At 64.5% G+C, this 14323-nt stretch carries 16 protein-coding genes; 10 read left to right on the top strand and 6 right to left on the bottom strand.

The annotated features are described in order from the left end of the window. Positions 1-66 precede the first annotated feature (66 nt). The 5 genes from AC1DVR_RS05440 (at position 67) to AC1DVR_RS05420 (ending at position 5896) form a co-directional block, all read left to right on the top strand. The gene (locus AC1DVR_RS05440; protein ID WP_477999520.1) at positions 67-1317 is read left to right on the top strand and encodes a sarcosine oxidase subunit beta family protein; all 1251 of its coding nucleotides are present in this window, start codon (positions 67-69) and stop codon (positions 1315-1317) included. A gap of 70 nt (positions 1318-1387) precedes the next feature. Beyond that, positions 1388-1672: a sarcosine oxidase subunit delta gene (locus tag AC1DVR_RS05435; RefSeq protein WP_477999519.1), complete on the top strand. Its 285-nt coding sequence runs from the start codon at positions 1388-1390 to the stop codon at positions 1670-1672. Further along, on the top strand, positions 1669-4614 hold the full coding sequence (locus AC1DVR_RS05430) for a sarcosine oxidase subunit alpha family protein (protein ID WP_477999518.1): 2946 nt from the start codon (positions 1669-1671) through the stop codon (positions 4612-4614). Before AC1DVR_RS05435 ends, AC1DVR_RS05430 begins: the two co-directional genes overlap by 4 nt. Beyond that, on the top strand, positions 4607-5173 hold the full coding sequence (locus tag AC1DVR_RS05425) for a sarcosine oxidase subunit gamma (RefSeq protein WP_477999517.1): 567 nt from the start codon (positions 4607-4609) through the stop codon (positions 5171-5173). The genes AC1DVR_RS05430 and AC1DVR_RS05425 overlap by 8 nt, the downstream gene beginning before the upstream one ends. 69 nt (positions 5174-5242) lie before the next feature. Next, positions 5243-5896: a helix-turn-helix domain-containing protein gene (locus tag AC1DVR_RS05420; RefSeq protein ID WP_477999516.1), complete on the top strand. Its 654-nt coding sequence runs from the start codon at positions 5243-5245 to the stop codon at positions 5894-5896. Positions 5897-6058: 162 nt separating this feature from the next. Here AC1DVR_RS05420 and AC1DVR_RS05415 read toward each other — a convergent pair whose 3' ends face one another. The 6 genes from AC1DVR_RS05415 to AC1DVR_RS05390 are packed head-to-tail and all read right to left on the bottom strand — an operon-like array spanning position 6059 to position 9365. Further along, entirely contained in the window at positions 6059-6337 is a 279-nt protein-coding gene (locus AC1DVR_RS05415) for a hypothetical protein (RefSeq protein ID WP_477999515.1), read from the bottom strand. After that, positions 6334-7014, bottom strand: a complete 681-nt coding sequence (locus AC1DVR_RS05410) for a hypothetical protein (RefSeq protein WP_477999514.1) — start codon at positions 7012-7014, stop codon at positions 6334-6336. Before AC1DVR_RS05410 ends, AC1DVR_RS05415 begins: the two co-directional genes overlap by 4 nt. Before the next feature lie 52 nt (positions 7015-7066). Beyond that, the gene (locus tag AC1DVR_RS05405) at positions 7067-8506 is read right to left on the bottom strand and encodes an APC family permease (protein WP_477999513.1); all 1440 of its coding nucleotides are present in this window, start codon (positions 8504-8506) and stop codon (positions 7067-7069) included. Beyond that, positions 8499-8690, bottom strand: coding sequence for a hypothetical protein (locus AC1DVR_RS05400; protein WP_477999512.1), 192 nt, complete (start codon positions 8688-8690; stop codon positions 8499-8501). Before AC1DVR_RS05400 ends, AC1DVR_RS05405 begins: the two co-directional genes overlap by 8 nt. 7 nt (positions 8691-8697) lie before the next feature. Continuing rightward, a complete protein-coding gene (locus AC1DVR_RS05395) occupies positions 8698-9075 on the bottom strand; it encodes a hypothetical protein (RefSeq protein ID WP_477999511.1) in 378 nt (125 codons plus the stop codon). After that, positions 9075-9365 carry a hypothetical protein gene (locus tag AC1DVR_RS05390; protein ID WP_477999510.1) on the bottom strand — a complete coding sequence of 97 codons (291 nt, stop codon included), beginning with the start codon at positions 9363-9365 and terminating at the stop codon, positions 9075-9077. The genes AC1DVR_RS05395 and AC1DVR_RS05390 overlap by 1 nt, the downstream gene beginning before the upstream one ends. A 238-nt stretch (positions 9366-9603) precedes the next feature. On the opposite strand from AC1DVR_RS05390, the gene AC1DVR_RS05385 reads away from it, so the two are divergent. Genes AC1DVR_RS05385 through glnT form a run of 5 tightly spaced genes read left to right on the top strand, consistent with a single transcriptional unit; the run spans position 9604 to position 14316 of the window. Continuing rightward, complete coding sequence (locus AC1DVR_RS05385) at positions 9604-10500, top strand: class II glutamine amidotransferase (protein WP_477999509.1); 897 nt, start codon at positions 9604-9606, stop codon at positions 10498-10500. Positions 10501-10504: 4 nt separating this feature from the next. Next, on the top strand, positions 10505-11209 hold the full coding sequence (locus AC1DVR_RS05380) for a protein GlxC (protein WP_477999508.1): 705 nt from the start codon (positions 10505-10507) through the stop codon (positions 11207-11209). A gap of 6 nt (positions 11210-11215) precedes the next feature. Continuing rightward, positions 11216-12532 carry an FMN-binding glutamate synthase family protein gene (locus AC1DVR_RS05375; protein ID WP_477999507.1) on the top strand — a complete coding sequence of 439 codons (1317 nt, stop codon included), beginning with the start codon at positions 11216-11218 and terminating at the stop codon, positions 12530-12532. A gap of 1 nt (position 12533) precedes the next feature. Continuing rightward, positions 12534-12983 carry an OsmC family protein gene (locus AC1DVR_RS05370; RefSeq protein WP_477999506.1) on the top strand — a complete coding sequence of 150 codons (450 nt, stop codon included), beginning with the start codon at positions 12534-12536 and terminating at the stop codon, positions 12981-12983. A 25-nt stretch (positions 12984-13008) separates the two neighbouring features. Then, positions 13009-14316, top strand: coding sequence for a type III glutamate--ammonia ligase (gene glnT, locus AC1DVR_RS05365; protein WP_477999505.1), 1308 nt, complete (start codon positions 13009-13011; stop codon positions 14314-14316). The last annotated feature ends 7 nt before the right edge of the window (positions 14317-14323 follow it).

The raw sequence follows: 14323 nt of genomic DNA, 5'->3' as shown, positions 1-14323 counted from the left end.
GGCGGAAATCGTGCTGTGGACCGCGCCGATGCGCGCTAGGCTCCAGCCAGCGAAGTGGAGAATATGATGCGCTATTCCGGCTTTCGGATCCTGAAAGAGGCCCTGACCGGCCATAAGGGCTGGACGCCCGCCTGGCGCGACCCGGCCCCGCAGGCCGCTTATGACTATGTCATCGTCGGCGGCGGCGGGCATGGCCTTGCGACCGCCTATTACCTCGCCAAGGAGTTCAAGCAGGCCCGGATCGCCGTGGTCGAAAAGGGCTATCTCGGCGGCGGCAACGTGGGCCGCAACACCACGATCATCCGCTCGAACTACCTTCTGGACGGCAACGAGCCGTTCTACGAGTTCAGTCTGAAGCTCTGGGAGGGGCTGGAGCAGGACTTCAACTACAACGCCATGGTTTCGCAGCGCGGCATCATCAACCTGATCCACACCGACGCCGCCCGCGATGCCGCCACACGGCGCGGCAATGCGATGATCCTGAACGGCGCGGATGCGGAGCTTCTGAACCGCGATCAGGTCCGGGCCATGTATCCCTTCCTCAATTTCGACGACGCCCGCTTCCCGATCAAGGGGGCGCTCATGCAGCGCCGTGGCGGCACCGTCCGCCATGACGCCGTGGCCTGGGGCTATGCCCGCGGCGCCGACAGCCGGGGCGTCGATCTGATCCAGAACTGCGAAGTCACCGGCATGCGGATCGAGAATGGTCGCATTCTCGGGGTCGAGACCACCAAGGGTTTCATCGGCGCGAAAAAGGTTGGCGTGGCGGTGGCAGGCTCTTCCTCTCGCGTCATGAGCCATGCCGGCATGCGCCTGCCGATGGAAAGCCATGTGCTGCAGGCCTTCGTCTCGGAGGGCCTTAAACCCCTGATCGACGGCGTGATGACCTTCGGCGCCGGGCACTTCTACGTCAGCCAAAGCGACAAGGGCGGCCTTGTCTTCGGCGGCGACATCGACGGCTACAACTCCTACGCCCAACGCGGCAACCTTCCGGTGATCGAGGATGTGGTCGAGGGCGGCATGGCCCTGATGCCGATGCTCGGCCGCGCCCGCCTCTTGCGCGCCTGGGGCGGCGTCATGGACATGTCGATGGACGGCTCGCCCATCATCGACAAGACCCATGTCGAGGGCCTCTATTTCAACGGCGGCTGGTGCTATGGCGGCTTCAAGGCCACCCCCGCCTCCGGCTGGTGCTTCGCCCACCTTCTGGCCACTGACCAACCCCACAAAACCGCCACGGCCTACCGTTTCGATCGCTTCCTCAAAGGCTTGATGATCGACGAAAAGGGCCAGGGCGCCACGCCGAACCTGCACTGATGCGCCAATTTGCCCTCTGCCCAAATACTCCCCGCGGAGCGTTCAACGCCTCCCAAACGCGAGCCCTGTCATGATCATCCCCCATCCCATCCTCGGCCCGCGTGACGCGCAGGAGTTCGTCTACTTGGGCGACGCCAGCCTGATCCGCCGCCCGGACGGCATGACCGCCTCCTTGGAGGAGATGCACGACTACGCCTATCTGCGCGACAATCCCGCCGGCCTGCACCGCGAGCTTTGGTATCACGAGCAGGGCGACCGCTCCTGGCTGGTCGTCACCCGCAACACGCTGACGCATGAGATCGTCTCGGCCGAACTCGCCCGCGATGTGGCAAGGGCAGAGGGGCGTTCGAAATGACCCAATCCAACCGCATTGCAGGCGGTCAGATCGACCGCAAGACCACCCTGAACTTCCAGTTCGATGGCAAGTCCTTCACCGGCCACCCCGGCGACACCCTCGCCTCGGCGCTTCTGGCCAACGGCGTCCGCCTGATGGGGCGCAGCTTCAAATACCACCGCCCGCGCGGGGTGATTTCCGCCGGATCTGAGGAGCCGAACGCCCTCGTCGAACTGCGCACCGGCGCGCGGCAGGAACCGAACACCCGCGCCACGGTGGCCGAGCTGTTTGACGGCCTCGTCGCGCAAAGCCAGAACCGCTGGCCCTCGCTGAAGTTCGATGCGTTGGCGATCAATGACCGTTTCAACAGCTTCTTCACCGCCGGGTTCTACTACAAGACCTTCATGTGGCCCGCATCCTTCTGGGAGAAGGTCTATGAACCGATCATCCGTCGCGCAGCAGGGCTTGGCACGCTGAACCGCGTCGAGGACCCCGACCAATACGACAAGGGCTTCCTGCACTGCGATATCCTGATCATCGGTGCGGGTCCCGCCGGCCTGTCGGCGGCGCTGACCGCTGGCCGCTCTGGCGCACGGGTCATCCTCGCCGATGAGGATTTCCGGATGGGCGGGCGGCTGAATGCCGAGACCTTCGCTTTGGGTGACCAGAACGGCGCAGACTGGGCGGTCGCTGCGGTGGCCGAACTTGCCACCCTGCCGAACGTCCGCCTGATGCCGCGCACCACCGTGGTCGGTGCCTTCGACCACGGCATTTATGGCGCGGTGGAACGGGTTTCCGATCACCTCGCCGTGCCCATGGCCCACAAGCCGCGCCAGACCTTCTGGCGGATCTATTCCCAACGCGCGATCCTCGCCGCCGGGGCCACCGAACGTCCGATCGCGTTCGAGAACAACGACCGCCCCGGCATCATGCTGGCGGGGTCACTGCGCGCCTATGCCAACCGCTGGGGCGTTTCGGTCGGTGACCGCACGGCGGTTTTCACCAACAATGACGATGGCTTGCGCAGTGCGCTTGATCTGCAGGCCAAGGGCGTCGACGTGGTGGCCGTGATCGACAGCCGCGAGGGTGGTGAGCTCCTCCCCGGCATCCGCCACCTGCGCGGGGCGCAAGTGGTGGACAGCGACGGGCGGCTTGGTCTTTCCGCCATCACGGTCAAGCTTGCCAATGGCAAGACCGAGGTGATCAAGGCCAATGCGCTTGGCGTCTCGGGCGGCTGGAACCCGAATGTGAACATCACCTCGCACCACCGCTCCAAACCCGTCTGGCGCGAGGATATCGCGGCTTTCGTGCCGGGCGAGGGCGGGCCGGTGAACCTGTCGGTGGCCGGGGCCGCTGCGGGTGCCATGTCCACCCATAGCGCGCTTGTCACGGGCGATGCCGTGGCGCGGCAGGTGCTGGAAGTCCTTGGGCGGGCCGCCCCTGCCACGAACCTGCCCAGGGCCGAGGATGCGCCGGTGACGATCAAACCCCTGTGGTTCGTCAAGGGCGCAAGCCGGGCCTGGATCGACCAGCAGAACGATGTGACCGTCAAGGACATCAAGCTGGCGCATCAGGAGAATTTCACCGCCGTCGAGCATCTGAAACGCTATACCACGCTCGGCATGGCGACCGATCAGGGCAAGACCGGCAACGTGCTGGGTCTGGCCGTCATGGCCGAACTGACCGGCAAGACGATCCCCCAGACCGGGACCACGATCTACCGCCCGCCCTATACGCCCGTTGCGATGGGCGCTTTGGGCGGCCGGGCGCGGGGCAAGGATTTCAAACCCTTCCGCCTGACGCCTTCGCACAAATGGGCGACGGAGCAGGGCGCGACCTTTGTCGAGGTCGGCTATTGGCTGCGCACGCAATGGGTGCCGAAAGCCGGCGAGACGGAGTGGCGGCAGTCGGTCGACCGCGAGGTTCTGGCGACGCGCAAATCGGTCGGCATCTGCGATGTGACGACGCTTGGCAAGATCGACATTCAGGGCACCGATGCCGGGGCTTTCCTCGACCGGGTCTATGCCAATACCTTCTCGACCCTCGCGGTCGGCAAATGCCGCTACGGGCTGATGCTGCGCGAGGATGGCATGGTGTTTGACGATGGCACCACGGCGCGGATGGGCCAAAATGAATATGTGATGACGACGACAACCGCCAATGCCGTCACCGTCTTCCGCCATCTGGAGTTCTGCCGCCAGGTCTTGTGGCCCGACATGGATGTGCAGCTGATCTCCACCACTGAAGCCTGGGCGCAGTTCTCGGTCGCCGGGCCCAATGCGCGGAAACTGCTGCAGAAAGTGGTGGATCAGGACATCTCCGACGCGGCCTTCCCCTATATGGGCGCGGGCGAGATCACCGTGGGCGGGTTGCGTGCCCGGCTGTTCCGGATCAGCTTTTCGGGCGAACTGGCTTACGAGATCGCGGTGCCGACGCGGTACGGCGATGCGATGATCCGCAAGCTGATGGAGGCGGGGGCGGAGTTCGATGCCGTGGTTTACGGCACCGAGGCTTTGGGCGTGATGCGGGTCGAAAAGGGCCATGTCGCGGGCAATGAGCTCAACGGCACTTCCACGGCGCTGAACATGGGGCTCGGCAAGATGGTCAGCCGCAAGAAGGATGCGATCGGGGTGAAACTTTCGCAGCGCGAGGGGATGGTGCGCGAGGATGGCCTCAGGCTGGTCGGCGTCAAGCCGGTCAACCCGGCCGATGCCCTGAAGGCGGGCAGCCATTTCCTGAAGACCGGGGCCGCGGCCACGGCGGAGCATGACGACGGCTGGCTGACCTCGCTGGTCTATTCGCCGCATCTTGGGCATCATATCGCGCTGGGGTACCTTAAGAACGGCACGGCGCGGCTGGGCGAAAAGCTGCGTGTCGTCAACCTGTTGGCCGGGACTGACACCGAAGTCGAGATCGTCAGCCCGCATTTCATCGACCCGGAAGGGGAGCGTCTTCGTGCCTGATTTCATCCTGAAACCTCTGACCGCCCTCGGCCATGACGCGCCCGTGGTGGAGACCATCGGCCCCTGGACCCTGACCGAGCGCGCCGATGTGGCGCTGGCCTCGCTCGCGCCGCGCCGCGGGCGCGAAACCGAGGTGCAGGCCAAGGCCGAAGCGGCGGGCCTGCCGCTGCCCGGGGTCGGGAGGGCGCAGCAGGGCACCATCCTTGGCGCCTTCTGGATCACGCCGGAGATGTGGATGGTCGAGGCGCCTTTCGCCTCGCACGCGGATATTCGCGCGGGGCTTTTGGCGATCTTTGGCGATGCCGCCTCGATCACCGAACAGACCGACGCCTGGGTGCGCTTTGATCTGGCGGGAGAGGGTCTGACCCGGGTGATGGAGCGGTTGTCGAACCTTGACCTCGTCCCGGCGCCCGAGGGGACCGCGAGCCGCAGCGTGATCGAACATCTGGGCTGCTATGTCATCAAGCGCTCGGCGGTCTTGCTGACGCTTTATGGGCCGCGATCTTCGGCGGAAAGCCTGCATCATGCGCTGATCACGGCGGCGCGGTCGGTTTTATGAGGGTTTAGCTTGTCGCGTGGCGGTTTTCTTTCCTATAGTGAAAAAAACCGCCCTCATTCAGCGAAAAGCATGACCGAAGACAACAGCTTTGTGCCGCGTGGCAAGCCCACCCTCAGTCAGGACCCGCACAAGGTCCGCGATATTTCCGAACGCAATCTCGAGGCGGCGATCGGACGCGAAGTGCGCGCCTTTCGCCGCCAGCAGGGGCTGACGGTGGCGGATCTGGCGCAGATCACCGGCCTGTCGATCGGGATGCTGTCGAAGATCGAGAATGGTATCACCTCGCCCTCGCTGACCACCTTGCAGGTGCTGAGCCATGCCTTTTCGGTGCCGGTGACCGCCTTCTTCAAATCCTATGAGGAGCGCCGCGAGGTGCAGCATGTGCAGGCCGGCGACCATATCGAGGTCGAGCGGCGCGGCACGCGGGCGGGGCATCAATATAATCTGCTCGGCCATATCGGCTCGAACAATTCCGGCGTGGTGGTGGAGCCTTACCTCATCACGCTGTCGACCGAGGCGGATGTGTTTCCGACCTTTCAGCATGAGGGGCTGGAGCTTTTGTACATGCTGGAGGGCGAGGTGACCTATCGGCATGGCGACAAGCTGTTTGACCTGAAACCCGGCGACAGCCTGTTCTTTGACGCCGATGCGCGGCATGGGCCGGAGACGCTGACCAAACTTCCCGCGCGCTATCTGTCGGTGATTGCCTATCCGCAGGGGTGAAGCGCGCCTCAGAGCGCTCCCACCCGCCCACCCCGCGCTCTGAGGCGCGGGACAGGGCGTGTCTGGTGCCGGCCCCGGAGGGTTTCACACCCTCCCTTGCGCCATGTCTTCGCCCTGCGGGCACATGGCTCACCCGTGGGATATTTGAGGACCGATGAAGGGTCAGGCGGCGCCGGTCTGGGGGCGGTGCCACAGGGTCCAGCGCAGGCGGGCTCTGCGGTAGGCGTCGGGGATGGAGAGGGCGTAGACGAAAACTCCGCCGGCGATGTGGCCTATGACCGAGGCCTGCGGCGGGGCGGTCAGCGCGGTCAGCGTGCCCAGCAGCAGCATGAAGAACAGGAACATCAGGCCGCGCGTCGGCTGGCGGTTCAGGACCTGGCCGCAGCCGGGCAGAAGCAGGCTGGTGGCGAGGACGAGCCAGGGATGGGGCGGGCGGTTCATGCGATGGCCCTCAGCGGGTTTTGCGCGAAATGGAGCTCGCAGAGCGCGTCGAGCAGGTTCTGCAGGTGCCGGGCGGGCAGCGGGCTGCGGCCCAGTTCGGCGTCGCGGAAGATCAGATAGCGGCTGCGCTCGGCCTCTTCGGCGAGAAAGACGAGACGGAGACCCTTGGGGGAGAGGACGACCTCTTTCAGCCTTGGCTCTGCAAAGAGCGGGGCGATGCGGGCGAAGAGGTCGGCGTCGGGCAGGTTCTCGGGGTCGGTGCAGCGCAGGGTGGCATGGGGCGGAAAGCCGGGGGGCAGGGTCACTTCGCAGGGCATCTGGGCATGGGTCGAGAAGCTCTCCATCCCGCTGGGTCGTGCCATGACATGGGTCTCGCCCTGCAGGGGTTGCGGTTCGGTGACGGTGACCATGACCCAAAGGGCGGGAAGCTTGCGGAAGCTCAGCGTGTCGGGCAGGGCCTGAAGATCGAAGCTGAGGCCCCGGTAGCGGCCTGCGACGCGGGCAAAGCAGGTCGGCTGCACCTGCTGCCGGATCGCCGTCATCAACCCGGCGCTGGCGGCGAAATAGCCCGCCCGCGCGGCCTTGCGGGCCGGGATCGCGCGCAGCAGCGCCTTGAGCGTCAGGACGGCCCAGAGGGCGAGGCCGAGGGCGAGAAGGATCAGGATCAACCGGGACATCTTTGGCCTTTCAATGCCCCGGCCCGCCGGATCGGGCGGGCCGGGGAGTGTCTCAATAGCCCTTCGGGCGCGGCCAGGGCATGGTGAACTGGGCCGCGCGGCTGACGAAACGGTAGCGCCAGAAGTGGAACCAGAGCGAGGCCACGATGTAGAAGGCGATCATCGCCACCAGCTGCGTGCCATAGCCGAGGAAGACGGCGAAGAAGGTCACGGCGCAGAGGCTGAGGAGCACGACCGAGGGCAGCGGGTGGAACGGATGTTCGTAGCCGCGCTTGATCGAGCCCATCGGCCATTTCTTGCGGAACAGGATCATGTTGAGCGGCATGAAGGTATATTCCAGGAGGCCCGACAGGATCGAGAAGGTGACGACCTGATCCAGCGGCGCTTTCAGCGCGAAGGCCAAAGCGATCGGCACCAGGAAGATGATCGAGCGGTAGGGGGTGCGGAATTTCGGGTGGACCGCGCCGAACCAGCCGGGCAGGTATTTGTCGCGGCCCAAGGCGAACCAGGCCCGCGAGGCGTCGTTGATGCAGCCATTGGCGGAAGCGAGCGTTGCAAAGAGCGTGCCGACCCCAAGAAGCCAGATCAGCGGCTGCGACTGGGTCAGGCGGGCCGCGTCGAAGAGGGGCGCCACCGAGCCGTTCACCCCGTCGCCGAGAAACTCCCACGGGATCAGGCCGACGCAGATATACCAGGTCAGCGTCGCCGCGATCAGCAGGGTCATGATCCCGGCCAGCGTGCCGAAGGGCAGGGCGCGGGCGGGGGAGCGGACCTCTTCGGCGGCCTGGGTCGTGCCTTCGATCCCGAGATAGTACCACAGGCCGAAGTGCATGGCGGCCAGAACCCCGATCCAGCCATAGGGCAGGGCGGCGGGGCCGGACATCAGCTCCGCATGGTGCATCAGCGACGGGCCGACGAGGCCGGTGGTCGAGACGAACAGGATCAGGATGGCCACGAAGGCGATGGCGGTGATGACGAGGTTGAAGGTCAGCGTCGCCAGCACGCCGCGATAGTTCAGCCAGGCCAGGAACATGATGGCCAGGATGATGAAGGGCCGCTGGTCCAGCGTGTCGGCATAACCGGTCAGCCGTGCCACCTCGGAGATCAGGTAGCCTGCGGTGATCGCATTGGCGGCCTCCAGCATCGTATAGGCGAAGACGAGGTAGAGGCCAACATTGAAGGCCATCAGCGGGCCCACGATATGCTTGGCCTGGGTATATTGCCCCCCGGCGGCCGCGACCGTCGAGGTGACCTCGGAGTCGATCATGGCCACGCAGGTGTAAAGGATGCCCGCGAACCAGCAGGCGATCAGCGCCGCATAGGCGCCGCCTTTGCCGACGGCGAAGTTCCAGCCCATGTATTCGCCGACCAGAACGATGCCGACGCCAAGCGCCCAGACATGGGCCGGGCCAAGGACGCGCAGCAGGCCGACATTGGTGCCATGCGGCCCCATGCCGTCGATGGTTTTGGAGGTGATGTCGAAATCAGCCATGATGGCCACCCCCGTGTTGCATGCCTTGGGCTTCGGTCATGGCCTCCAGCTCCCCCTCGCGGGAGGAGGTCAGGACCTCTTCCGAATAGGAGGAATCGGTCTTCAGCCAGTCCACCACCATGTAAAGCCCGAAGACCGCCGACAGCGCCCAGGCCGCATATTCCGCGTAAATCCAGAAGCTCATTGCGCCCTCACCTGTCGAACTTTTCCGCGATGACTTCGCGGTATTCGGTTTCAGAGAATTTCAGCATCAGGGCGTAATAGGCGATGATGATGACGACCATGACCAGAAGGGCCAGGATGGAGAAGCTGTAGTCGTAGCGGGCGTTGATGATGTCCGAGACGGCGGCGGGGTCGGTGTAGCCCAGGGCGTTGTACTGCGCGATCTGGGTCGGGTTCTGGCCCATCGCCTCCCAGGTCTTGCCTGCGCCTTCGGGCACCGATTTGGAGCCGCCGGCGAGGCCCATGAACAAGGGGATGTAGAGTGCGCCGAAGGTCATGGCCATCAGCACGACCACGTCGAACAGCTGGCTGAGCTTGCTTTGCTTGGGGGGGATATAACGCGCCATCATCCCCTCCGCGCCGCTTTGGCCGCATCAAGGAACTTGATGTCGAGCCCGTACATGAAATCGCGGTCCTCGCGGTAGTGGCGCAGCATCGCCATGATGGCCGCGGTGTTGAACACCAGAATGACCGCGCCGGCGCACAGCAGCATGACCCGCGCCGTGCCGTTCGGCGCGAGATCCCAGGTGGCGATGGCCACGAAGATGATGGCGAACCACAGGCCGATGACAAACGCCCAAGCGACACGCGTGTCGCTGCGATGCATCGCCCCGATCCTTCGATCAAGGTCTGACATTATTCCTCCCTATGGCCTTGTGCCGATCGGGCTGGCCTGCGTGCCCTTTTCTCTTACCGGCAATTTTGTTTTCCTTGAGGAAACGCCGCCTGCGACATTCTGTCAAGAAATCTCTGGCCTGCCTGCAAAATAGGCATGAATTGAGGCTTGGCTTGCACTCGGGGCAAAAAAGTTTCCTGTCAGTTGATTCCGTTTCCGAAGGCTGCTAGCTGTCAGGAAACGTGTAAGGAGACTCACCATGTGTGGCATCGTTGGGCTGTTCCTGAAGGACAAGAGCCTGGAGCCGAAATTGGGCGCCATGCTGACGGATATGCTGATCACCATGACCGACCGCGGCCCGGATTCGGCCGGGATCGCGATTTATTCCGGCGCGGGCGAGGGGCGGGCGAAGATCACCGTGCAATCCTCCGAGCCGTGGAAGGCCTTCGCCGGCCTTGACGAAGAGCTGAAGGATGCCATCGGCCAGCCGGTCCTGATGCTGGTCAAGGACACCCATGCCGTGCTGGAAGTGCCCTTGGCCCAGCTGGAAGCGGCGCGTTCGGCTCTGGCGCATCTGCGCCCCGCCCTCAAGGTGATGAGCGCGGGCGAAAGCATTGAAATCTTTAAGGAAGTGGGCCTGCCCAAGGATGTCGCGGCGCGGTTTGGCGTCTCGAAAATGGGCGGCACGCATGGCATCGGGCACACCCGCATGGCCACCGAAAGTGCCGTGACCACGATGGGCGCGCACCCGTTCTCGACCGGGTCGGACCAGTGCCTGGTGCACAACGGCTCGCTCTCCAACCACAATGGCGTGCGGCGCGAGTTGAAGCGTCTGGGCATGACCTTTGAGACCGAGAACGACACCGAGGTTGGCGCCGCCTTCATCAGCCACAAGATCCAGACCGGCGAGACGCTGGGCAATGCCCTGGAAGCGACCTTGACCGATCTCGACGGTTTCTTCACCTTCGTCGTCGGCACCAAGAACGGCTTCGGCGTGGTGCGTGACCCCATCGCCTGCAAGCCCGCCGTCATGGCGGAGACCGATCAATACGTGGCTTTCGGCAGCGAATACCGCGCCCTCGTCAGCCTGCCGGGCATCGAGACCGCCCGCGTCTGGGAGCCGGAGCCCGCCACTGTTTACTTCTGGGAGCGTTGAGAGAATGCAGACCTACGATCTGGAGAAAGACGGCCTGCGCGGCCTCAACTCCTCGCTTCACGCCCTCAAGGGCCAAACTGACGCGACCGCCACCAACATGACCGATTGGGAGGTGATCAATCCCAAGGGCGCCCATGCGATCGCCGCCGGCGTCGATGCCCCGGTCGAGATCACGGTGCGTGGGTCCACGGGCTATTACTGCGCCGGCATGAACAAGCAGGCGACGATCCGCATCAAGGGCTCGGCCGGGCCGGGGGTTGCGGAAAACATGATGTCGGGCACCGTCATCATCGACGGCGATGCCAGCCAATATGCCGGGGCGACCGGCAATGGCGGCTTGTTGATCATCAAGGGCAATGCCTCGTCGCGCTGCGGGATTTCGATGAAGGGCATCGACATCGTGGTGCACGGCAACATCGGCCACATGTCCTGCTTCATGGCGCAGTCGGGCAATATGGTGGTGCTGGGCGACGCGGGTGAGGCTTTGGGCGACAGCCTGTACGAGGCGCGGCTTTTCGTGCGCGGTTCGGTCAAGTCGCTCGGCGCTGACTGCATTGAGAAGGAAATGCGGCCGGAACATCTGGCCCTCCTCGCCGATCTGCTGAAGCGCGGCGAGGCGGAGGGGAAGGCCAAGCCGGAAGAGTTCAAGCGCTACGGTTCGGCCCGCAAGCTCTATAACTTCAATGTCGACAACGCCGAGGCGTACTGAGGTAGCATGACCGATTTTCCCCACACCCCGCCGAAGCATTCCTGGACCTTCTCCAACGACGTCAATGCCGAGATCCGCCGGGCTGCGGCGACCGGGATTTATGACATCCGCGGCGGCGGATCGAAGCGGCGCCTGCCGCATTTCGACGACCTGCTGTTCCTGGGCGCCTCGATCAGCCGCTACCCCCTGGAAGGCTACCGCGAGAAATGCTCGACCGATGTCTGGCTCGGCACCCGCTATGCCAAGAAGCCGATCCATCTGGATATTCCTGTGACCATCGCCGGCATGTCCTTTGGTGCGCTGTCGGGTCCGGCCAAGGAGGCTTTGGGCCGTGGCGCCTCGGCTGCTGGCACCTCGACCACCACGGGCGACGGCGGCATGACGCAGGAAGAGCGTGGCCATTCCAAAACGCTGGTTTATCAATATCTTCCCTCCCGCTACGGCATGAACCCCGACGATCTGCGCCGCGCCGATGCGATCGAGGTTGTCGTGGGGCAGGGCGCCAAGCCCGGTGGCGGCGGCATGCTTCTGGGCCAGAAAATCTCCGACCGGGTGGCCGCGATGCGTAACCTGCCCAAGGGGATCGACCAACGCTCGGCCTGCCGTCACCCGGACTGGACCGGCCCGGATGATCTTGAGATCAAGCTCTTGGAGATCCGCGAGATCACCGATTGGGAAAAGCCGATCTATGTGAAGGTCGGCGGCGCGCGTCCCTATTACGACACCGCCTTGGCCGTGAAAGCGGGCGCGGATGTGGTTGTGCTGGACGGCATGCAGGGCGGCACGGCTGCGACGCAGGATGTCTTCATCGAAAACGTCGGCATGCCGATCCTCGCCTGCATCCCGCAGGCCGTGAAGGCGCTGCAAGACCTTGGCATGCACCGCAAGGTCCAGTTGATCGTCTCGGGCGGCATCCGGACCGGCGCCGATGTGGCCAAGGCCATGGCCTTGGGTGCGGATGCGGTGGCCATCGGCACCGCGGCGCTGATCGCCCTGGGCGACAACGACCCGGCCTTGGAGGCCGAATACAACAAGCTTGGCACCACCGCTGGCGCCTATGACGACTGGCACGAGGGCCGCGACCCGGCGGGCATCACCACGCAGGACCCGGCCTTGTCGGGCCGCTTCGACCCGGTCCTCGGCGGCCGCCGCCTGAAGAACTATCTGAAGGTTCTGACGCTGGAGGCGCAAACCATCGCCCGCGCCTGCGGCAAGAGCTCGCTCCACAATCTGGAGCCGGAGGATCTTTGCGCCCTGACCCTGGAGGCGTCCGCCATGTCCGGCGTGCCTTTGGCCGGCACCAACTGGGTTCCGGGGCGGTAAAATGGCGCTGCATGGGGCAGAGGTGCGGTGGCAACGGCGGGAGGGCGAGCCCTTCACCGACAACCGCTTCTCGCGCGCCCATGTCTGGTCCTTTGACGGCGGGCTGACCGTGCCCGCCTCCTCCTCCCCCCTCGTGCTGCCGCGCCAGTCCGATCCTTCGGGGATTGATCCCGAAGAGGCCATGATTGCGGCCCTGTCATCCTGCCACATGATGACCTTCCTCTACCTTGCGGCCAAAAGGGGTCTGGTGGTGGACGCTTACGAGGACAAGGCCGAAGGAACCCTCACAAAAACCGACGGGCGCGTCTGGCTTTCCCAAGTCACGCTGCGCCCGCATGTCACCTGGGGCGGTGCCGTCCCCGACGATCTTCTTGCGTTGCATCATGCCGCCCATGCGGAATGCTACATCGCCAATTCCGTAAAAACCGAGGTGCGCTGCGAACCCGCATAAGCACCGACCAGACAGGGAGCTTTCCATGGTCACTGACCTTGCCAAATGGGCAAAAGACAAGGGCGTCAAATACTTCATGATCTCCTACACCGACCTGTTCGGCAGCCAGCGCGCCAAGCTGGTGCCGACCCAGGCGATTGCCGAGATGTCGGTGGATGGGGCCGGATTTGCCGGTTTCGCCACCTGGCTGGACCTGACGCCCGCCCACCCCGATCTGATGGCGGTGCCCGATCCCTCCTCGGTCATCCAGCTTCCCTGGAAGAAAGAGGTGGCCTGGGTCGCCGCCCGCGCCACGATGGAAGGCAAGCTCGTCGATCAGGCCCCGCGCAACGTGCTGGAACGTCTGGTGGGCGAGGCGGCCAAGGACGGCCTGCGCGTTAAGACCGGGGTCGAGCCGGAGTTCTTCCTGCTCACCGCCGATGGCTCCCAGATCTCCGACCCCTATGACACCGCCGAAAAGCCCTGCTACGACCAGCAGGCGGTGATGCGCCGCTATGACGTGATCGCCGAGGTCTGCGATTACATGCTGGAACTCGGCTGGGAGGCCTACCAGAACGACCACGAAGACGCGGTCGGCCAGTTCGAGATGAACTGGAAATATGACGACGCAATGCAGACCGCCGACAAGCATTCCTTCTTCAAGTTCATGATGAAGTCGGTCGCCGAAAAGCACGGGCTGCGCGCCACCTTCATGCCGAAGCCCTTCGAGGGCCTGACCGGCTCGGGCTGCCACGCCCATATCTCGGTCTGGACCCCGGATGGCAAATCCAACGCCTTCTCCGACCCGTCCAAGGAACTGTCCCTCTCCGACAAGGGCCGCGCCTTCCTCGGCGGCATCATGAAGCACGCCTCCGCCTTGGCCGCGATCTGCAACCCGACGGTGAACAGCTACAAGCGCATCAACGCGCCGCGTACCTCCTCGGGTGCGACCTGGGCGCCGAACACCGTGACCTGGACCGGCAACAACCGCACCCATATGGTCCGTGTCCCCGGGCCTGGCCGGTTCGAACTGCGCCTGCCCGATGGCGCCGCGAACCCCTACCTGTTGCAAGCCGTGATCATCGCCGCCGGCCTTGACGGGTTGCGCACCAACGCCGACCCCGGCAAGCGCCATGACATCGATATGTACCAGATGGGCCACACGGTGAAGGGCGCCCCGAAACTGCCGCTGAACCTGCTCGACGCGCTGCGCGAATACGACAAGGACAAGACGCTGAAGTCGATGATGGGCGAAGACTTCTCCACCGCCTTCATCAAGCTCAAGACGCAGGAATGGAACAGCTACGCGTCGCACTTCTCGGTCTGGGAAAACGAGAACACGTTGGATATCTGATACTTAC

This window comes from Rhodobacter sp. P2_H5 (assembly GCF_056403335.1).
This window is presented reverse-complemented; position numbering and strand designations above follow the sequence as displayed.